Below are 19,206 nucleotides of genomic sequence, written 5' to 3' on the forward strand. Positions count from 1 at the left end.
TTCTCCAGAGATTGAAGGGCGGGTTGCCTTGTGCTTTGCGTCGAGTATCGACCGTCGATTGGCCGCTGTGTAGCAGGTAATCCCTATACTCTGTGTAAACCAAAAGTTTGGAATGCCCGGTAATGGAAGCTTTCAGCAGTATCGAATGTTTTGTCCGCAGCGCTGAAGTCGGCAGCTTTGCCGAGGCCGCGCGACGCTTGGGATTGACCCCGGCCGCGGTAGGAAAAAGCGTGGCCAAGCTGGAGGCCTGGGTCGGTGTGCGGCTGTTTCAGCGCAGTACTCGACGTTTGACCCTGACCGAAGCCGGACGCTTGTTCCTGGCAGAAGTCAGTGACAGCCTGCTGACCATCCAGAATGCCGTGAGCAGCCTGTCCAACGTCCAGGGGCGTCCGGCGGGCACGCTCAAGGTCAGCATGGGAACGGTGTTTGGCTGTCTGTACATAGTGCCGATGCTGGGGGCCTTCCTGCAGCGTTACCCGGACATCCAGCCGGACTGGCATTTCGACAATCGCCAAGTGGACCTGATCGGCCAGGGCTTCGACGCCGCCATCGGTGGCGGTTTCGAACTGCCGCAAGGGGTGGTCGCCCGTCGCCTGTCACCGGCCCATCGGGTGCTGGTGGCCAGCCCGGCCTATCTCGCAGGGCGGGCGTCGATTGGCGAGCCGGAGGATCTACGGCACTGCCGGGGGATTCTGATTCGCTCACCGCAGACCGGGCGCATCCGCACCTGGCAACTGACTGGCCGCGCCGGCGGTGTGCGCCCACTGGAGCTCAAGGCCAGCATGACCATGAGCGATTCCGAAGCGGCTTGCGTCGCTGCGGCCCAGGGATTGGGGCTGGCCCTGGTGAGCATGCCGTTTGCCGTCAACTACCTGCGCAGCGGCGCTCTGCAGCGGGTCTTGCCGGATTGGTACGTCGATGACGGCTACACCTCGATCTACTACGCCGAACACAAGATGCTCCCGGGCAAGACCCGGGCCTTCGTCGACTTCGTCATCGAGCAGTTCGCCGAACAGGGCCTGGCGCAAACCTTCAGCGCCCTGTAGGCGCCGGCTTGCGCGGCCTGGCTCAGCGCCCCAAGCGCATTGGCCAACCCAGCACCTTCTTCAGCCGCGGCGTCGCATAAGTCCGCACCTTCGATGTGGACAGCCCTAGGCGTACCAGCGACTCGGCGATGGTCACCGCCGCCGTGACCCCATCCACCACCGGCACCCCGGTGCGCTGGCGGATCTGCTCATCCAGCCCCGCCATGCCGCCACAACCCAGGCAGATGACTTCGGCCTTGTCCTGGGTCACCGCCAGCTCGGCCTGGCGCACAATGGATTCCACCGCCCGCAATGGGTCCTCCTCCAGTTCCAGCACCGCCAGGCCGCTGGCCCGCACCGAGGCGCAGCGCTCATACAGGCCGGACAGCTTCAGCCGGTCCTCGATCAGTGGCACGGTACGATCCAGGGTGGTCACCACCGAGTAGGCGTGGCCAAGGAACATCGCGGTGCTGGCGGCGGCGTCGGTGATGTCCACCACCGGAACATCGAGCAACTCCTGCAGACCTTCGCGGCCGTGTTCGCCATAACCGGCCTGGATCACCGCGTCATAGGGCTGGTCGTAGGCCAGTACGCGATCCATCACGGCGATGGCCGCCAGGTAGCTTTCGAAGTTGCCTTCCACCGATTCGGCGCCGAAGTAGGGGGTCAGTCCGACGATTTCCGTGCCCGGCGCTGCCACGCTTTGTGCCTGGCGGGCGATGGCCTGGGTGATGCTGTCGGTGGTGTTGACGTTGACCACGAGAATGCGCATGGGGGTTCCTTACAGGTTGGGCAGTTCAAGGCCCGGCGCGCCGGGCCGTTCAGGTTCAATGACTGACGTTGTCCACGGCGATGGATTCGCCGCTGACATCGGCGTACCCGGGTTGGCGCTTGGCGATGATCAGGTACAGCAGGCCGGCGATACCGGCGCCGATCAGCCAGGAAAAGGGCGAGACGCTGGCAAAGCCCGGCACCAGGGCCAGCACGATGGCAATCAGCGCGGCGGGCACGAAGGCCGCCACCGCCCGCAGATTGACCCCGCGGCTGTAGAAGTACGCGCCTTGCGGGTCTTCGCTGTACAGCTGCGGCACGTGGATCTGGGCTTTGCGCAGGATCCAGTAGTCCACCATGATCACCCCGTACAACGGGCCCAGCAGGGCGCCCAGGCCGGAGAGGAAATACACGATCACCAGCGGGCTGTTGTACAGGTTCCACGGCAGGATCAGCACCGCCAGCGCGGCACTGATCAGCCCGGCGCGGCGGAAGGTCAGGTACTTGGGCGCGAGATTGCTGAGGACGAAGGCCGGGGCTACGAAGTTGGCCATGATGTTCACAGCGACGGTGACGATCAGGAACGCCAGGCAGCCCAGGACCAGAAACAGGGTGTTGGGGATCGAGGCGATGATCTGGGTCGGACTTTCGATGACCTGGCCGTTGATCTGGAACTGTGCGCCGCACAGCAGCACGGTGATCGTGGCGAACACCAGGATGTTCACCGGGAGGCCCCAGAAGTTGCCGACCTTGATGGTCTTGCGGCACGGCGAGGAGCGGGCGAAGTCGCAGAAGTTGAGAATCAGGGTGCCATAGATCGCCAGCCACAATGCGCCGCCGGCGAAGATCTGCCGCCACATTTCGCCACCGGTCAAAGGTTCGCGGATCGACCAGGCAATCTGCCCGTCGGCCTGGGTGTACATCCACCCGGCGAGGCAGGCCACGGTCAGCAGAATGATCGGTCCGGCGAAGGCTTCGTAGCGGCGGATCATCTCCATGCCGTAGGCGAGGATTACCAATTGCACCAGCCAGATCACCACGAAGCAGACCCAACCCAGGGTGGACAGGCCGAGGATCGAATTGTGGTCGTAATCGGCGAAGCCCGGATGGATCGCTGTCAGCAACACGCGAAATACCACCGAGGCCAGGTAGGTCTGGATGCCGAACCAGGCAATGGCGATCACCGCGCGGATCAGTGCCGGAATCTGTGCGCCATGGATGCCGAAGCTGATGCGGCTGATCACCGGGAACGGCACCCCGGTCTTCTGGCCCATGTAGCCGGACAGGTTCATGAAGCAGTACACCAGCGCCGCGCCTATTCCCAGGGACAGGAGGATCTGCCAGCCGCCCAGGCCCAGGGCGTAGAGGCCGATGGCAAAGGAGTAGTTGGCGATGTTGTGCACATCGTTGGTCCATAGGGCGAAGATGCTGTAGCCGCCCCAGCGGCGGCCTTCGACCTTGGTCGGCGCCAGGTCGCGGTTGTGCAGGCGCGGGCTGAGGATGACGCTGTCCGGATCGGTTGCAGTGATGGGCTGTTGCAGGTTGTGCGAGTGCGGCGAGGAGGGCAGATCCAGTGCGATGTTGTTGGAAGGGCTGGTGTGCATTCCGGCGGCTCCTGATTCCGGCCCTGGATGACTGTGCTTGAGCCCAAGGCTCGACAATCTTCGTCGCAGGGGAGGAATCACTGGGTTCGGGGCATCTGCAGCTTGAGTCGTGGATCAGGCGTGCGGACGGTTAGTGTATGTATGTTTTGATTTTTTTGTATACAAAACATAGATCGACTAAAGCCACTTCTGTGCCAATTGCGCAGCTATGAAATGGGCTGCTGATTTCGTTTTGTTATGAGTTGTCCCTAACTGTATGAAACAGTGAGATTAAAAATTGACCGTTTGAACAGGTATTTATTTTTCGTCAGGCACGACAGCGCATGTCATGAAATCTGACGGAAGAAAGGTCTGTAACCTTTTGGGGCGGTAGCTGCTGAAAGTGCACACAAAAATGGCACTGATAGTGACATTTATGTGTACATGTTGGTTGTGGGGGGCGGGCGCCTTGCGTTTGCCAGCGAAGGCGTCCTCAGGGGGGGGAGGGCTCATTCGCCGGCAAGCCGGCTGCTACAGAAGAAGGGAGGGGTCAGGCTTTGCTGATGAGGTTGCCGGCGTGCAGGCCGCATTCCTTCTGGGTGGCTTCTTCCCACCACCAACGGCCTTCGCGCTCGTGCTGGTTCGGCAGCACCGGACGGGTACAGGGCTCGCAGCCAATGCTGATGAAGCCGCGTTCATGCAAGCTGTTGTAAGGCAGCTCGAGCATGCGGATGTAGCCCCAGATCTCTTCGCTGCTCATCTGCGCCAGCGGGTTGAACTTGTACAGGGTGCGCTCCGGCGTCGAGAAGGCGCTGTCGATCTCCAGTGCCGCCACCTGGCTGCGGGTGCCCGGGCTCTGGTCGCGGCGCTGGCCGGTGGCCCAGGCGCTGACGGTGGACAGTTTGCGTCGCAGCGGTTCGATCTTGCGGATGCCGCAGCATTCGCCATGGCCATCCTTGTAGAAGCTGAACAGGCCCTTTTCCTTGACGAAGGGTTCGAGCTTGCTGTGGTCCGGCGAGATCAGCTCGATGTCGATCTTGTAGTGCTCGCGCACCTGATCGATGAAGCGATAGGTTTCCGGGTGCAGGCGGCCGGTGTCGAGGCTGAATACCTTGACGTTCTTGTTCAGCTTCCAGGCCATGTCCACCAGCACCACGTCCTCGGCGCCGCTGAAGGAAATCCACAGGTCATCGCCGAACTGGGCGAAGGCCAGCTTGAGAATGTCCTGGGCGGATTTGTTGGCATAGGTCGCGGCGAGTTCAGTGACGTCGAACGATGGGTTCATCAGGGCGGTTTCCTACAGGTCGGTGGCGCTGTGCGCTCTATAGGGGGGCGATCTTAACAAAATCCACCCGGCCCTGGCGCGCTCCTCTGCGTTGCGCCTGCGCAGGCGAATCGCTAGAGTTCGGCAGTCCTTTTGCTCGCTCAATTTAAATAATCAGAACCAATGGGAGTGTCTTGTGGAAATTGCCTGTCTCGATCTGGAAGGTGTACTGGTCCCGGAAATCTGGATCGCCTTTGCCGAAAAAACCGGGATTGAATCCCTCAAGGCAACCACCCGGGATATTCCCGACTACGACGTATTGATGAAGCAGCGCCTGCGGATTCTTGACGAGCACGGCCTGAAACTCTCCGATATCCAGGAAGTGATCGCCACCCTCAAGCCTCTGGATGGTGCGGTGGAGTTCGTCAACTGGTTGCGCGAGCGCTTCCAGGTGGTGATCCTCTCCGACACCTTCTATGAGTTTTCCCAGCCCTTGATGCGCCAGCTGGGTTTCCCCACCCTGCTGTGTCACCGCCTGATCACCGATGACGGTGGCCGGGTGACCGGCTATCAACTGCGTCAGAAAGACCCCAAGCGCCAGTCGGTGCTGGCCTTCAAGAGCCTGTACTACCGGGTCATCGCTGCCGGGGATTCCTACAACGACACGACGATGCTGGGGGAGGCCGACGCCGGCATCCTGTTCCATGCGCCGGACAACGTGATTCGCGAGTTCCCGCAGTTCCCCGCGGTGCACAGCTTTGCCGAGTTGAAGCAGGAGTTCATCAAGGCTTCCAATCGCACCCTGAGCCTGTAACCCGGTTCGCCGGCGAAGAGGCCCTTGGATTTTTCACAAATCCTGTCGACGCCTTCGCTGGCAAGCCAGCTCCTACGGGGGGGAGAACGACGGGCTCTTGTAGGAGCCGGCTTGCCGGCGAACAGGCCTTTGGATTGTGCGCAAATCCTGCCGACGCCTTCGCTGGCAAGCCAGCTCCTACGGACAGGTGAACGGCGTGCTCTTGTAGGCGCCGGTTGCCGGCGAATAGGCCCTAAAGCCCCTGCAATGTCTCCAGCAACACCCGTACCTTGGTGATGGATTCCTGGTACTCCGCCTGCCAGTCCGAATCCGCGACGATCCCGCCGCCGCCCCAGCAACAGATCTGCCCGTCCTTGGCCAACAGGCTGCGAATGGCGATGGAGCTGTCCATCTCCCCGCGTACGTCCAGGTACAGCAGCGAGCCGCAGTACAACGCGCGCCGGGTGGGCTCCAGTTCGTCGATGATCTGCATCGAACGGATCTTCGGCGCCCCGGTGATCGAGCCGCCGGGGAAGCTGCCGGCGATCAGGTCCAGAGCATCCTTGTCGTCCGCCAGCTCGCCGGTCACGGCGCTCACCAGGTGGTGCACATTGGGGTAGCTTTCCAGGCTGAACAGCTCCGGCACGCGCACCGAGCCGGTGCGGCAAGTGCGCCCCAGGTCGTTGCGCAGCAGGTCGACGATCATCAGGTTTTCCGCCCGGTCCTTGGGGCTGGCCAGCAGCTCGGCGGCGTTGGCGGCGTCTTCTGCGGCATCCCGACCCCGGGGACGAGTGCCCTTGATCGGCCGGGTTTCCACCCGGCCCTGGCTGACATGAACGAAACGCTCCGGCGACAGGCTGAGCACCGCGCCGTCATCCGGCAGGCGCTGGAAGCCCGAGAACGGGGTCGGACAGGCGGCGCGCAAGGCGCAGTAGGCGACCCAGGGATCGCCCTGGTACTGGCCGCGAAAGCGCTGGGCGAAGTTCACCTGATAGCAGTCGCCGGCCTGGATGTAGTGCTGGATGCGTTGGAAGGCCTGGCGGTAATCCTCGGCGCTCAGGTCGGCCCGCATGGCGCTGGTCAGCTTGAACGAGGCTGCTGCCGTCATGGGCGGCTGGTTGAACAGCTGGATCAGGCGCTGGCGCTCGGAGGCTTCCAGGCTGGGGTGGAACAGCAGTTGGCTGGTGCCCGTCTGGTGGTCATTGATCAGCGCCCAGGCATACAGGCCAAAGCGTGCCTCGGGCAATTGCAGGTCATCCCGGGCCTGGCTCGGCAGGCGCTCCAGGTGTCGGCCGAAATCGTAGCTGAGGTAGCCGATCAGGCCGCCGGCGAAGGGCAATTCATAAGGCGCGGGCACTTGGGCCTGGCCCAGGTGCTGGAGGTTATCGCGCAGGCGTTGCAGGAAGTCGCCGCCAGGCTCGTCAGCGGCCAGGGTCAGTTCTGCCAGGGGCCAGGCGCTGAGCAGGTCATAACGGCCGCGCTCGGCGCTGGGGCGGCCGCTGTCCAGTAGCACGGCACCGGGGGCGTGTTCGATTGCCGCGAAATACTCGGCGGGGTTGGCGCGATAGGGAAGCGGGTGTACGGAGCAGGTCAACATGCGGGGCAGATCAGCCATCGGAGCGCGGCTGGCGATTGTATGCCTCTGCAGGAGTTGCTCCTAGAGGGGATGTCGGCGATTGCCCCTTGAACGGCGCATTTACCGACCTGTAGCCGTTGCCTGGGGCAGCGGCTACAGCCGGGGCTGTCAGCCTTCGACGGGAGGAATGTGGCCGAACAGGTCCTGGGCGAAGCGCACACGCTCTGCGACGGTTTCCTCGATGCCACGAGCCTTGAGTTCCTCAAGGTGGGCTTCAATGGCGTGGGTGCGCTGGGTCAGGCCGCAGTCGTTGGCGATCTGGATATTCAGCCCGGGCCGGGCATTGAGTTCGAGAATCAGCGGGCCCTTGTCCTGGTCCAGCACCATGTCCACGCCGATGTAGCCCAGGCCGCACAGCTCGTAGCAGCCGGCCGCCAGCTTCATGAAACCGTCCCAGTAGGGCAGTTGCACACCGTCCACGGCATTGGTGGTGTCCGGATGCTTGGTGATGATGTTGTTCAGCCAGGTGCCGCGCAGGGTCAGGCCGGTGGCCAGGTCGACGCCGACGCCGATGGCGCCCTGGTGCAGGTTGGCCTTGCCTCCGGACTGGCGGGTCGGCAGGCGCAGCATGGCCATCACCGGGTAGCCCATGAGCACGATGATGCGGATGTCCGGCACGCCTTCGTAGCTGATGCTCTTGAAGATCTGGTCCGGGGTCACCCGGTATTCGATCAGTGCCCGGTCGCGGTGACCGCCCAGGGAATACAGGCCGGTGAGGATGCTGGAGATATGATGCTCGATCTCCTCATGGCTGATGATCTTGCCGGATACCGTGCGATAGCGGCCCTCGAAGCGGTCGGCAATCACGATGATGCCGTCACCGCCGGCGCCCTGGGCCGGCTTGATCACGAAGTCGTTGCGCCCTTTGATGATCTCGTCGAGCTTGTCGATTTCCTTCTCGGTGGAGATCACCCCGTACAGTTCCGGTACATGGATGCCGGCCTTGATCGCCCGTTCCTTGGTGATGATCTTGTCATCGACGATGGGGTACAGGCTGCGCTTGTTGTACTTGAGCACGTAGTCGGCGTTACGCCGGTTGATGCCCATGATTCCCCGCGCTTCCAGGGCTTTCCAGGTCTTCCACAGGCCGAACATCAGGAGTCGGCCTTGACGAAGGCTTTGAAGCGCACCAGCTCCGTCAGGCGGTAGCCGCGGTAGCGACCCATCGCCAGCATGAAGCCCACCAGGATCAGCAGCATCGCCGGGAAGGTGAAGACGAAGTACGTAAGCTCCGGCACGCTCATGATCAGGTGTGCCAGGGACGCGGCGAACAGGGTGCCGATGGCGACTTTCATCGCATGGCCGCCGCCGCGTTCTTCCCAGGTAATGGACAGGCGTTCGATGGTCATGGTCAGGATCACCATCGGGAACAGCGCCACCGACAGGCCGCGTTCCAGGCCCAGCTTGTGGCTGAACAGGCTAATGGCGGCGATCAGCACCACCACGAAGGTCAGCACTACCGAAAGCCGCGGCAGCATCTGCAGCTTGAGGTGTTCCAGGTAGGAGCGCAGTGACAGCCCGAGCGCGGTAATCACGGTGAACAGCACGATGCCGAAGCCCAGTTGAGTCTCGCGGAAGGCCAGGGCGATCAGCACCGGGGTGAAGGTGCCCAGGGTCTGCAGGCCGATCAGGTTGCGCAGGATCAGGATCACCAGCACGCCGATGGGAATCATCACCATGATCATGAAGGTCTGCTGGGTCTGCAGCGGCAGGCCGTACAGCGAGTATTCGAGGAAGTTGGCGTCGGTGTTCTCGTCGGTCAGCTTGGCCAGGCGAATGGCGTTCATTTCGCTGTTGTTGAGGCTGAAGGTGACGTTGGCCTTCTTGCCGCCATCGACGGTGATCAGGTTGTCATCGCCGGTCCACCACAGCAGGCGATCGCTGGGCATGCCCTGTTCGCCGGTTTCCGGGTTGAAGTACAGCCAGTCGGTGCCGTTGAAGCTGCGCAGCCAGAGTTCCGGAGTCTGCGGCTGATCGGCCACCAGGCGAATGGTATGGACCTTCTCCATCGGCACGTGGGCGATGGACAGCAGCAGTTCGACGATCTTGGCCTTGTTGGCGCTGGACGGGTCGCCGGCCAGCAGCAGCTTGGCGTTGTCGTCATTGGCGTTGTTGACGCGCTTGATGGCCTCGCTGATGAAGGTCTCGACGTCCGCCGAGTGCTGGCGGATCGGCGCCAGCAGGGCTTCTGCGGCGATCTTTTCCGGGCCTTCCACGGCCATGCTGTCGCGGAAGGTCGGGCCCTTGATCTTGGACTTCTCGGCGCTGTAGCGCTTGGTCAGTACCAGGCGGTAGTACAGGGTCTGGTTGCCCTTGGCCCGGCGTGCCGACCAGGTGACCTTGCGGTTGCCGTCGACGCGGTTGACCGCCACCCCGTAGTTGTTGGAAATGAAGCTCTCGTTGAGGCTCACATAGTCGCGGCTCAGGGGCGGCACGAACATCTGGATCTTGATCGGGTCCTTGCCGTTGGCGACGAACTCGACCTTGGCATCGATGTTCCACAGATCGTCGGTGGCGTCTTCGGTCACCGGAATGCCGAGCACGAAGATCTGATAGGCCGTGATCGAAATGCCCAGCACCACCAGGATGGCGATCAGGACTTTCAGATGAAGGGTAAGAGAGCGCATTGGAATTACTCTGCGGTATGAGCGTCGGTGGCGCAGGCGGGTTTGCCAGCAGCGTATTTAAGACTGGGGTCGACCAGCGCATCGAAGCGTTTCAAGGCTTCGGAGCCAATCAAGAGCGGGTATTGGAAGGCGCTGCGGTCGGTCAAGTTCACTTCGATGCTGCGCAAGGCACTGCCCATGCAGACATCCAGGGCGATCACCGGACGCGCGGTGTAGTTCTTGTCCTCATCGGGGTCATAGTCGCCGGCGCGGCGCTTGATCTTGCTGACTCGGGCCAGCGGCCGTTCGATGGGGTGGGAATGGGCGGCGTCGATGGCCAGGTAGAAACGCACCCAGGATTCGCCGTTGCGCTTGAAGCGCTTGATGTCGCGGGCACTTAAGGAAGCAGTCTTGGCACCGGTGTCGAGTTTGGCTGCAACTTCCAGGTCGATACCTGACAGTTGCGCGTACTCGTTCAAACCGTAGACCGTCTTGCCGGCGGCGGCGCTGATGCCGGGCAGGGCAAGCAGACAGAGGAGTAGGGGAAGGGCCTTGAGTCTCATAGATCCTGATGGGCTTGGGTTCTTCAGTTCAAGGCGACCGGCATTGCTGCGCAAGCTCCCTCGTATGCGTGCCATAAAAAGATGACAGGCCAATGCGGGCGGCATTCTAGCATGCTGGTTTTATGGCGCCAGCGTCGGGGGCGGGCCTTTTGTCTCGTTTTGGTGCAAAGGGTTATTAGACGATTGTCGACAATCTCAATTTTTCCTTTGACTGTTTAGGGTGTATTGGCTAATTTTTGCCTCATTGATTTTCAAGGTGTCGACAATATGCTGGATCAACTGGAACATCCGCTGCCGACGCAGGACGATTCTGAAACCCTGTCCGAAAACGTCTTCCGGCGGATCCAGGCCGCCATCGTCAAGGGCGAGATCGCCCCGGGCAGCAAGATCTCCGAGCCTGAACTGGCCCGTACTTACGGCATCAGTCGTGGTCCGCTGCGCGAGGCCATCCATCGCCTGGAAGGTCAGCGCCTGTTGGTACGAGTGCCGCATGTCGGCGCCCGGGTGGTGTCCCTCAGCCACGCCGAGCTGATCGAGCTTTACGAAATCCGCGAATCCCTGGAAGGCATGGCCTGTCGCCTGGCGGCGGAGCGCATGACCACCGAGGAAATCGACGAGCTGCGCCGGGTGCTCGATACCCACGAGCGCGATGCGGCGTTCCAGGCTGGCGTCGGCTACTACCAGCAGGAAGGGGATTTCGACTTCCATTACCGGATCATCCAGGGCGCCGGCAACCGCACCCTCACGCAAATGCTCTGTGGCGAGCTGTATCAACTGGTGCGCATGTACCGCATCCAGTTCTCCGCGACCCCCAACCGTCCGCACCAGGCCTTTGCCGAACACCACCGGATTCTCGACGCCATTGCCGATCGCGACGGCGAACTGGCCGAGCTACTGATGCGCCGCCACATCGGCGCCTCGAAACGCAACATCGCGCGTCACTACCAGGACAGCGCCCATCAGACAGCCACTCCACGAGGTGAGTCATGAGTTCCAACAAGAGCACTCCAGGCCAGCGTTTCCGCGATGCGGTCGCCAGCGAACAGCCGTTACAAGTGGTGGGCGCGATCAACGCCAACCATGCGTTGCTGGCCAAACGCGCCGGTTTCAAGGCGATCTACCTGTCCGGTGGCGGGGTCGCCGCCGGTTCCCTCGGCGTGCCTGACCTGGGCATTACCGGCCTCGACGACGTCCTCACCGACGTGCGCCGCATCACCGACGTCTGCGACCTGCCATTGCTGGTGGACGTGGACACCGGTTTCGGTTCTTCGGCGTTCAACGTGGCCCGCACCGTCAAGTCGATGATCAAGTTAGGCGCCGCGGCGATCCATATCGAAGACCAGGTGGGCGCCAAGCGCTGCGGTCACCGTCCCAATAAAGAGATCGTGTCCCAGCAGGAAATGGTCGACCGCATCAAGGCCGCGGTGGATGCCCGCACCGACGACAGCTTCGTGATCATGGCGCGCACCGACGCCCTGGCGGTGGAAGGTCTGGAGTCGGCCCTGGAGCGTGCCGCGGCGTGCATCGAGGCCGGCGCCGACATGGTGTTCCCGGAAGCCATCACCGAGCTTGAGATGTACAAGATCTTCGCCGATCGGGTGAAAGCGCCGATCCTGGCCAATATCACCGAATTCGGCGCAACCCCGCTGTACACCACCGAACAGTTGAAATCCGTGGATGTTTCCCTGGTGCTGTACCCGCTGTCGGCGTTCCGTGCCATGAACAAGGCGGCGGAGAATGTCTACACCGCGATCCGTCGCGACGGCACCCAGCAGAACGTGATCGACACCATGCAGACCCGCATGGAGCTCTATGAGCGCATCGACTACCACAGCTTCGAGCAGAAGCTCGATGCGCTGTTCGCCCAGAAGAAAGGTTGAATCAATCCCTGTGGGAGCGAGCGTGCTCGTGATGGCCACCAACAATGACGCGCAATCCCTGACACGCTGGGGCGCGGGGGCCCAGATCGCCAGCAAGCTCGCTCCTCCATGGTCGGGGTGAGTCCCGACCAACGAAGTTGCCAAGTCCCTAACAAATTCAAGATTGGAGAGAGCAATGGCCGAAGCAAAAGTATTGAGTGGCGCAGGTCTGCGCGGCCAGGTGGCCGGGCAAACCGCGCTGTCCACCGTGGGCCAGGCCGGTGCCGGGTTGACCTATCGCGGCTATGACGTGCGCGAACTGGCGGCCGATGCGCAGTTCGAGGAAGTCGCCTACCTGCTGTTGTACGGCGATCTGCCGACCCAGGAACAACTGGCGGCCTACAACAGCAAGCTGGGCAAGCTGCGCGACCTGCCTCAGGCGCTGAAGGAAGTGCTGGAGCGGATTCCGGCCCAGGCCCATCCGATGGACGTGATGCGTACGGGCTGCTCGTTCCTGGGCAACATCGAGCCGGAGAAAGACTTCTCCCAGCAGCATGACGTCACCGACCGCCTGCTGGCGGCCTTCCCGGCGATCATGTGCTACTGGTACCGCTTCAGCCACGAAGGCGTGCGCATCAGCTGTGTCAGCGACGAGCCTTCCATTGGCGGTCATTTCCTGCACCTGCTGCACGGCAAGAAGCCCAGCGACCTGCACGTCAAGGTGATGAACGTATCGCTGATCCTCTACGCCGAGCATGAGTTCAACGCCTCGACCTTTACTGCCCGGGTCTGTGCTTCGACCCTGTCCGACCTGTACTCCTGCATCACCGCGGCCATCGGTTCGCTGCGTGGCCCGCTGCACGGCGGCGCCAACGAAGCGGCCATGGAAATGATCGAGCGCTTCAGTTCGCCGCAAGAGGCGATCAAGGGCACCCTCGGCATGCTGGAGCGCAAGGACAAGATCATGGGGTTTGGCCACGCGATCTACAAAGACAACGATCCGCGCAACGAGGTGATCAAGGGCTGGTCGAAAAAACTCGCCGACGAAGTGGGCGACAAGGTGCTGTTTCCGGTTTCCGAGGCCATCGACCAGACCATGTGGGAGCAGAAGAAACTCTTCCCCAACGCCGACTTCTACCACGCCTCGGCGTACCACTTCATGGGCATCCCCACCAAGCTGTTCACGCCGATCTTCGTTTGTTCGCGCCTGACCGGCTGGGCGGCCCATGTGTTCGAGCAGCGTGGCAACAACCGCATCATCCGTCCAAGCGCCGAGTACATCGGCGTCGAGCAGCGCAAGTTCGTGCCAATCGAACGTCGCTGACCGGGAGGGTGCCGGCACTGTGGCTTGAATGAACCACAAACCTGTAGGCGCGAGCTTGCTCGCGATAGCGATGGATCAGCCGACAGCCATGTCGGATCTGCTTCGGTCATCGCGAGCAAGCTCGCTCCTACAAGGGATAGATGTCCATTCAACACGGCGCCAGGCGCTCCCTTTGAAACTACCGTGATCGAGTCCCCTGACCATGAACACTGAATTTCGCAAGACGCTGCCCGGCAGCCAGCTGGACTATTTCGACGCCCGTGCGGCGGTCGATGCGCTCCAGCCAGGCGCCTACGACAGCCTGCCCTACACCTCCCGCGTGCTGGCGGAAAACCTGGTGCGTCGCTGTGATCCGGCGACCCTCAACGCGTCCCTGGGCCAACTGATCGAACGCCGCGATGACCTCGACTTCCCGTGGTTCCCGGCCCGCGTGGTGTGCCACGACATCCTTGGCCAGACCGCGCTGGTGGACCTGGCCGGCCTGCGCGACGCCATCGCCGACCAGGGTGGTGACCCGGCGCTGGTCAATCCGGTGGTGCCGACCCAGTTGATCGTCGACCACTCCCTGGCTGTGGAATGCGGCGGTTTCGACCCGGACGCCTTCGACAAGAACCGCGCCATCGAAGACCGGCGCAACGAAGACCGTTTCCACTTCATCAACTGGACCAAGAAGGCCTTCAAGAACGTCGACGTGATCCCGCCGGGCAACGGCATCATGCACCAGATCAACCTGGAGAAAATGTCCCCGGTGATCCAGGTGCGCGACGGGGTGGCCTTCCCTGATACCTGCGTCGGCACCGACAGTCACACCCCCCACGTCGATGCCCTGGGGGTCATCGCCATTGGTGTGGGCGGCCTGGAAGCCGAGAACGTCATGCTCGGTCGCGCGTCGTGGATGCGCCTGCCGGAAATCATCGGCGTCGAGCTCACCGGCAAGCTGCAACCGGGCATCACTGCCACCGACATGGTGCTGGCGCTGACCGAGTTCCTGCGCAAGCAGAAAGTGGTGGGTGCCTGGCTGGAGTTCTTCGGCGCAGGCGCCGCGGCGCTGACCCTGGGCGATCGCGCCACCATCTCCAACATGGCTCCGGAATACGGCGCCACTGCGGCGATGTTCTACATCGACCAGCAGACCATCGACTACCTCAAGCTCACCGGCCGTGAAGACGAACAAGTGCGCCTGGTGGAGAGCTATGCCAAGCACACTGGCCTGTGGGCCGACAGCCTGAAGAGCGCACGCTACGAGCGCGGCCTGCAGTTCGATCTATCGTCGGTGGTGCGCAACATGGCCGGGCCGAGCAACCCTCACGCCCGGGTCGCCACCAGCGATCTGGCGGCCAAGGGCATCGCCGGGCAGTGGTCCGAAACCCCGGGGCAGATGCCGGACGGCGCGGTGATCATCGCTGCCATCACCAGTTGCACCAACACCAGCAACCCGCGCAACGTGATCGCGGCCGGCCTGCTGGCGCGCAATGCCAACAAGCTGGGGCTGACCCGCAAGCCGTGGGTCAAGTCGTCCCTGGCCCCGGGTTCGAAAACCGTGGCCATGTACCTGGAAGAGGCCGGCCTGGACCATGAGCTGGAGCAACTGGGCTTTGGCGTGGTGGCCTTTGCCTGCACCACGTGCAACGGCATGTCCGGCGCCCTGGACCCGGTGATCCAGAAAGAGATCATCGACCGCGACCTGTACGCCACCGCGGTGCTCTCGGGCAACCGCAATTTTGATGGGCGTATCCACCCTTACGCCAAGCAGGCGTTCCTGGCTTCGCCGCCGCTGGTGGTGGCCTACGCCATTGCCGGCACCATCCGTTTCGATATCGAGAAGGACGTGCTGGGCCTGGACGCCGACGGCCGCGAAATCCGCCTCAAGGACATCTGGCCGAGCGATGAAGAGATCGACGCGGTGGTCAAAGCGGCGGTCAAGCCGGAGCAGTTCCGCAAGGTCTACATTCCGATGTTCGCCATTCACGAAGACACCGGCCCGAAAGTCGAACCGCTTTACGACTGGCGTCCACAGAGCACCTACATCCGCCGCCCGCCTTACTGGGAAGGAGCCCTGGCCGGGGAGCGCAGCCTCAAGGGCATGCGCCCGTTGGCGGTGCTGCCGGACAACATCACCACCGACCACCTGTCGCCGTCCAACGCCATCATGCTCGACAGCGCGGCCGGCGAGTACCTGGCGAAAATGGGCCTGCCGGAAGAGGACTTCAACTCCTACGCGACCCACCGTGGTGACCACCTGACCGCCCAGCGTGCGACCTTCGCCAACCCGAAACTGTTCAACGAAATGGTCGAGGAAAACGGCAAGGTCAAGCAGGGTTCCCTGGCGCGGATCGAGCCGGAAGGCCAGGTCACGCGGATGTGGGAAGCCATCGAAACCTACATGGAGCGCAAGCAGCCGCTGATCATCATTGCCGGTGCCGACTACGGTCAGGGCTCGTCCCGGGACTGGGCGGCCAAGGGCGTACGGTTGGCCGGGGTGGAGGCGATCGTTGCCGAAGGCTTCGAGCGTATCCACCGCACCAACCTGGTGGGCATGGGCGTGCTGCCCCTGGAGTTCCTGGCGGGCACCGACCGCAAGACCCTGGGTATCGACGGCACCGAAACCTATGACGTGATCGGCGAGCGCACACCACGGGCGCAGTTGACCCTGGTGATCAATCGCCGCAACGGCGAGCGGTTGGAGGTGCCAGTGACTTGCCGCCTCGACACCGCCGAAGAGGTGTCGATCTACGACGCGGGCGGGGTGTTGCAGCGCTTCGCCCAGGACTTCCTGGAATCGGCAGTAGCCAGCTAAGTGACGTACCGGGGGCGGGCCGCAAGGTGCCGCCCCCGGTCTTTATCAGGACCAGAAATCCATGGCATTTGTAGCGCAAATCAAGATTCCTGCCACTTACATGCGTGGCGGCACCAGCAAGGGTGTGTTCTTCAATCTGCAGGACCTGCCCGAGGTGGCCCAGCTGCCGGGCGCGGCGCGTGATGCCCTGCTGCTGCGGGTGATCGGCAGCCCCGATCCCTATGACAAGCAGATCGACGGCATGGGCGCTGCCACCTCCAGCACCAGCAAGACGGTGATCCTGTCCAAGAGCATCAAGGCCGATCACGACGTCGACTACCTGTTCGGTCAGGTGGCCATCGACAAGGCCTTCGTCGACTGGAGCGGCAACTGTGGCAACCTCTCGGCGGCGGTGGGCTCTTTCGCCATCAGCAGCGGCCTGGTGGACGCCAGTCGCATTCCGCAGAACGGCGTGGCGGTGGTGCGCATCTGGCAGGCCAATATCGGCAAGAGCATCATTGCCCACGTGCCGATCACCAACGGCGAGGTTCAGGAAACCGGTGACTTCGAGCTGGATGGGGTGACCTTCCCGGCGGCGGAAGTGCAGTTGGAGTTTCTCGATCCGGCGGCCGAGGAAGAGGGCGCCGGCGGTTCGATGTTCCCCACCGGCAATCTGGTGGACGACCTGGAAGTGCCCGGTGTCGGCACCTTCAAGGCGACCCTGATCAATGCCGGGATCCCCACCATCTTCATCAACGCGGCGGACCTTGGTTATCGCGGCACCGAGCTGCAGGGCGATATCAATGGCGACCCCAAGGCCCTGGCCATGTTCGAGACCATCCGCGCCCACGGTGCCCTGCGCATGGGGCTGATCAAGCACCTGGACGAAGCCGCCCAGCGTCAGCACACGCCGAAAGTGGCCTTTGTCGCCGCGCCGGCGGATTACCAGGCTTCCAGCGGCAAGGCGATCAAGGCCGGGGACGTCGACCTGCTGGTGCGCGCCCTGTCCATGGGCAAGTTGCACCACGCGATGATGGGCACCGCAGCGGTGGCCATCGGCACCGCGGCGGCGATTCCCGGGACCCTGGTCAATCTGGCGGCCGGGGGCGGTGCGCGCAGCGCGGTACGTTTTGGTCACCCTTCGGGCACCTTGCGCGTCGGCGCCGAAGCCACTCAAAGCGGCGGTGACTGGACCGTGGTCAAGGCCATCATGAGCCGCAGCGCCCGCGTGCTGATGGAAGGCTGGGTGCGAGTGCCCGGCGACAGTTTCTAGGCAGAGTAATGCTGGCGGTGGTGGCGGGGCTCCCTCGCCACAACCGCCAGTCGTGACATTGTTATTGAATCGCTGAGCAGGCGCAGACCTGCGATGCCGTTATTGACCTGTACCTGAGGAATGACCCCACCTACAACCTTGCAACTGGAGTGACACACTCATGAGCGCCAACGTTGACCTGAACAACCGTCCCGATTACGACCCGGTCCTGCAGGACATTGCCGACTATGTCCTGAACTATGCCATCGACTCCCGAGAAGCCCTCGATACCGCGCGCAATTGCCTGATGGATACTCTGGGCTGCGGCCTGTTGGCCCTGCGTTTCCCCGAATGCACCAAGCACCTGGGACCGATTGTCGAAGGCACCGTGGTGCCTTTCGGTGCCCGGGTTCCAGGCACCAGCTATCGTCTGGACCCGGTGAAGGCGGCCTGGGATATCGGCTGCATCGTGCGTTGGCTGGATTACAACGACACCTGGCTGGCGGCCGAATGGGGGCATCCCTCGGACAACCTCGGCGGCATTCTCGCGGTGGCCGACCATCTTTCGCAAAAGCGTGTGGCCAATGGTGAAGCGCCGTTGACCATGGGCGATGTGTTGCGAGCGATGGTCATGGCTCATGAGATCCAGGGGGTGATTGCCCTGGAAAACTCCTTCAACCGGGTCGGTCTCGATCATGTGCTGTTGGTAAAGGTTGCCTCCACAGCGGTCTGCGCCAAGCTGATGGGCGCTAACCGCGAGCAGTTGCTGGCGGCGCTGTCCCATGCCTTTGTCGACGGCCAGGCGCTGCGCACCTATCGTCATGCCCCCAATGCCGGTTCGCGCAAATCCTGGGCGGCGGGGGATGCTTCAAGCCGTGGGGTGCGTCTGGCGGACATCGCCCTGCGGGGTGAAATGGGCATTCCCGGTGTCCTGACGGCGCCGCAGTGGGGCTTCTATGACGTGCTGTTCAGTCACACCAACAAGGACCTGGCGTTGAAGCCCGAGGCGCAGCGCTGTTTCAGCCTGCCGCAGAAGTACGCCAGTTACGTGATGGAAAACGTACTGTTCAAGATCAGCTTCCCGGCGGAGTTCCACGCGCAGACCGCCTGTGAAGCGGCGGTGACTCTGCACCCCCTGGTGCGCAATCGCTTGCCCGAGATCGAGCGGATCGTCATCACCACCCATGAATCGGCGATCCGCATCATTTCCAAGGTCGGGCCGCTGGCCAATGCCGCCGACCGCGACCATTGTCTGCAATACATGACCGCAGTGCCCCTGGCCTTCGGCACCTTGGTGGCCGAGCATTACGAAGATGATTTCCATGCTGCGCATCCGATCATCGATCAGTTGCGGGGCAAGATGGAGATCGTCGAAGACCCGCGTTACACCCGTGAATACCTGGAGGCCGACAAACGCTCCATTGCCAATGCGATCCAGGTGTTCTTCAAGGACGGCTCCAGCACCGAACAGGTGGCGGTGGAATATCCCATCGGTCACCGTCGTCGCCGCGCCGAAGGCATTCCATTGCTGGAGGACAAGTTCAGGGCCAACCTGGCCACGCGCTTCACCGCCCAGCGTTCGACGCAGATTTTCCAACTGTGCAAGGACCCGGCTCGGCTTGAGGCAACGCCGGTGCACCGGTTCGTCGACCTGCTGGTGATCTGATCCCCCCTTGTAGGAGCGAGCTTGCTCGCGATGAACGTCAACGATGACATGGGTTTGCCGGGCGAACCTGGCGTTCCGAGAAGCTTCG

The 19,206-nt window shown here is 62.7% G+C and carries 15 protein-coding genes; 8 read left to right on the forward strand and 7 right to left on the reverse strand.

Annotated features, from left to right (window positions below; genetic code table 11):
• Positions 1-122: 122 nt before the first annotated feature.
• The gene (locus P7C00_RS10045) at positions 123-1,046 is read left to right on the forward strand and encodes a LysR family transcriptional regulator (protein ID WP_404938809.1); all 924 of its coding nucleotides are present in this window, start codon (positions 123-125) and stop codon (positions 1,044-1,046) included.
• Between the two features lie 22 nt (positions 1,047-1,068).
• Here the strand turns inward: P7C00_RS10045 and P7C00_RS10050 are convergent, their stop codons facing one another.
• The 3 genes from P7C00_RS10050 to P7C00_RS10060 form a co-directional block, all read right to left on the reverse strand.
• Positions 1,069-1,797 (reverse strand): aspartate/glutamate racemase family protein, encoded by a 729-nt coding sequence (locus tag P7C00_RS10050; protein ID WP_346631858.1) that lies wholly within the window; start codon positions 1,795-1,797, stop codon positions 1,069-1,071.
• A gap of 55 nt (positions 1,798-1,852) precedes the next feature.
• Complete coding sequence (locus tag P7C00_RS10055; RefSeq protein WP_346631857.1) at positions 1,853-3,400, reverse strand: NCS1 family nucleobase:cation symporter-1; 1,548 nt, start codon at positions 3,398-3,400, stop codon at positions 1,853-1,855.
• Between the two features lie 529 nt (positions 3,401-3,929).
• A complete protein-coding gene (locus tag P7C00_RS10060) occupies positions 3,930-4,664 on the reverse strand; it encodes a phosphoadenylyl-sulfate reductase (protein ID WP_346631856.1) in 735 nt (244 codons plus the stop codon).
• Positions 4,665-4,839: 175 nt separating this feature from the next.
• Between P7C00_RS10060 and thrH the strand changes: the two genes are divergently transcribed.
• Positions 4,840-5,457 (forward strand): bifunctional phosphoserine phosphatase/homoserine phosphotransferase ThrH, encoded by a 618-nt coding sequence (thrH, locus tag P7C00_RS10065; protein ID WP_015634738.1) that lies wholly within the window; start codon positions 4,840-4,842, stop codon positions 5,455-5,457.
• 232 nt (positions 5,458-5,689) lie between these two features.
• On the opposite strand, the gene pabB is transcribed toward thrH, so the two are convergent.
• The 4 genes from pabB to P7C00_RS10085 all read right to left on the reverse strand — a co-directional run bounded on the left by pabB (position 5,690) and on the right by P7C00_RS10085 (position 10,241).
• Positions 5,690-7,033: an aminodeoxychorismate synthase component I gene (gene pabB, locus P7C00_RS10070; RefSeq protein WP_404939945.1), complete on the reverse strand. Its 1,344-nt coding sequence runs from the start codon at positions 7,031-7,033 to the stop codon at positions 5,690-5,692.
• 147 nt (positions 7,034-7,180) lie between these two features.
• Positions 7,181-8,167, reverse strand: coding sequence for an alpha-L-glutamate ligase-like protein (locus tag P7C00_RS10075; RefSeq protein ID WP_346631855.1), 987 nt, complete (start codon positions 8,165-8,167; stop codon positions 7,181-7,183).
• Positions 8,167-9,699, reverse strand: a complete 1,533-nt coding sequence (locus tag P7C00_RS10080) for an inactive transglutaminase family protein (RefSeq protein ID WP_346631854.1) — start codon at positions 9,697-9,699, stop codon at positions 8,167-8,169. The genes P7C00_RS10075 and P7C00_RS10080 overlap by 1 nt, the downstream gene beginning before the upstream one ends.
• Before the next feature lie 5 nt (positions 9,700-9,704).
• Positions 9,705-10,241, reverse strand: a complete 537-nt coding sequence (locus tag P7C00_RS10085) for an ATP-dependent zinc protease (protein ID WP_402890994.1) — start codon at positions 10,239-10,241, stop codon at positions 9,705-9,707.
• Positions 10,242-10,508: 267 nt separating this feature from the next.
• On the opposite strand from P7C00_RS10085, the gene P7C00_RS10090 reads away from it, so the two are divergent.
• The 6 genes from P7C00_RS10090 (at position 10,509) to prpD (ending at position 19,118) form a co-directional block, all read left to right on the forward strand.
• Positions 10,509-11,231: a GntR family transcriptional regulator gene (locus P7C00_RS10090; RefSeq protein ID WP_346631852.1), complete on the forward strand. Its 723-nt coding sequence runs from the start codon at positions 10,509-10,511 to the stop codon at positions 11,229-11,231.
• Positions 11,228-12,121 carry a methylisocitrate lyase gene (prpB, locus tag P7C00_RS10095; RefSeq protein ID WP_404938812.1) on the forward strand — a complete coding sequence of 298 codons (894 nt, stop codon included), beginning with the start codon at positions 11,228-11,230 and terminating at the stop codon, positions 12,119-12,121. Before P7C00_RS10090 ends, prpB begins: the two co-directional genes overlap by 4 nt.
• A gap of 175 nt (positions 12,122-12,296) precedes the next feature.
• Complete coding sequence (prpC, locus tag P7C00_RS10100; RefSeq protein ID WP_404938814.1) at positions 12,297-13,424, forward strand: 2-methylcitrate synthase; 1,128 nt, start codon at positions 12,297-12,299, stop codon at positions 13,422-13,424.
• Positions 13,425-13,626: 202 nt separating this feature from the next.
• Positions 13,627-16,221 (forward strand): Fe/S-dependent 2-methylisocitrate dehydratase AcnD, encoded by a 2,595-nt coding sequence (acnD, locus tag P7C00_RS10105; RefSeq protein WP_346631851.1) that lies wholly within the window; start codon positions 13,627-13,629, stop codon positions 16,219-16,221.
• 61 nt (positions 16,222-16,282) lie between these two features.
• Entirely contained in the window at positions 16,283-17,473 is a 1,191-nt protein-coding gene (gene prpF / locus P7C00_RS10110; protein WP_346631850.1) for a 2-methylaconitate cis-trans isomerase PrpF, read from the forward strand.
• Between the two features lie 160 nt (positions 17,474-17,633).
• Positions 17,634-19,118: a 2-methylcitrate dehydratase gene (gene prpD, locus P7C00_RS10115; protein ID WP_404938816.1), complete on the forward strand. Its 1,485-nt coding sequence runs from the start codon at positions 17,634-17,636 to the stop codon at positions 19,116-19,118.
• Positions 19,119-19,206: the final 88 nt, after the last annotated feature.

The organism is Pseudomonas sp. JDS08PS003 (assembly GCF_045013505.1).
In the GTDB taxonomy this organism is placed as follows: Bacteria; Pseudomonadota; Gammaproteobacteria; order Pseudomonadales; family Pseudomonadaceae; genus Aquipseudomonas; species Aquipseudomonas protegens_B.

Coding starts and splice junctions, on each gene's coding strand:
- acnD (WP_346631851.1), top strand. CDS start 13,627: ATGAACACTGAATTTCGCAAGACGCTGCCCGGCAGCCAGCTGGACTAT.
- P7C00_RS10060 (WP_346631856.1), bottom strand. CDS start 4,664: ATGAACCCATCGTTCGACGTCACTGAACTCGCCGCGACCTATGCCAAC.
- P7C00_RS10055 (WP_346631857.1), bottom strand. CDS start 3,400: ATGCACACCAGCCCTTCCAACAACATCGCACTGGATCTGCCCTCCTCG.
- P7C00_RS10075 (WP_346631855.1), bottom strand. CDS start 8,167: ATGTTCGGCCTGTGGAAGACCTGGAAAGCCCTGGAAGCGCGGGGAATC.
- P7C00_RS10090 (WP_346631852.1), top strand. CDS start 10,509: ATGCTGGATCAACTGGAACATCCGCTGCCGACGCAGGACGATTCTGAA.
- prpC (WP_404938814.1), top strand. CDS start 12,297: ATGGCCGAAGCAAAAGTATTGAGTGGCGCAGGTCTGCGCGGCCAGGTG.
- prpB (WP_404938812.1), top strand. CDS start 11,228: ATGAGTTCCAACAAGAGCACTCCAGGCCAGCGTTTCCGCGATGCGGTC.
- P7C00_RS10045 (WP_404938809.1), top strand. CDS start 123: ATGGAAGCTTTCAGCAGTATCGAATGTTTTGTCCGCAGCGCTGAAGTC.
- prpD (WP_404938816.1), top strand. CDS start 17,634: ATGAGCGCCAACGTTGACCTGAACAACCGTCCCGATTACGACCCGGTC.
- P7C00_RS10085 (WP_402890994.1), bottom strand. CDS start 10,241: ATGAGACTCAAGGCCCTTCCCCTACTCCTCTGTCTGCTTGCCCTGCCC.
- P7C00_RS10080 (WP_346631854.1), bottom strand. CDS start 9,699: ATGCGCTCTCTTACCCTTCATCTGAAAGTCCTGATCGCCATCCTGGTG.
- pabB (WP_404939945.1), bottom strand. CDS start 7,033: ATGTTGACCTGCTCCGTACACCCGCTTCCCTATCGCGCCAACCCCGCC.
- P7C00_RS10050 (WP_346631858.1), bottom strand. CDS start 1,797: ATGCGCATTCTCGTGGTCAACGTCAACACCACCGACAGCATCACCCAG.
- prpF (WP_346631850.1), top strand. CDS start 16,283: ATGGCATTTGTAGCGCAAATCAAGATTCCTGCCACTTACATGCGTGGC.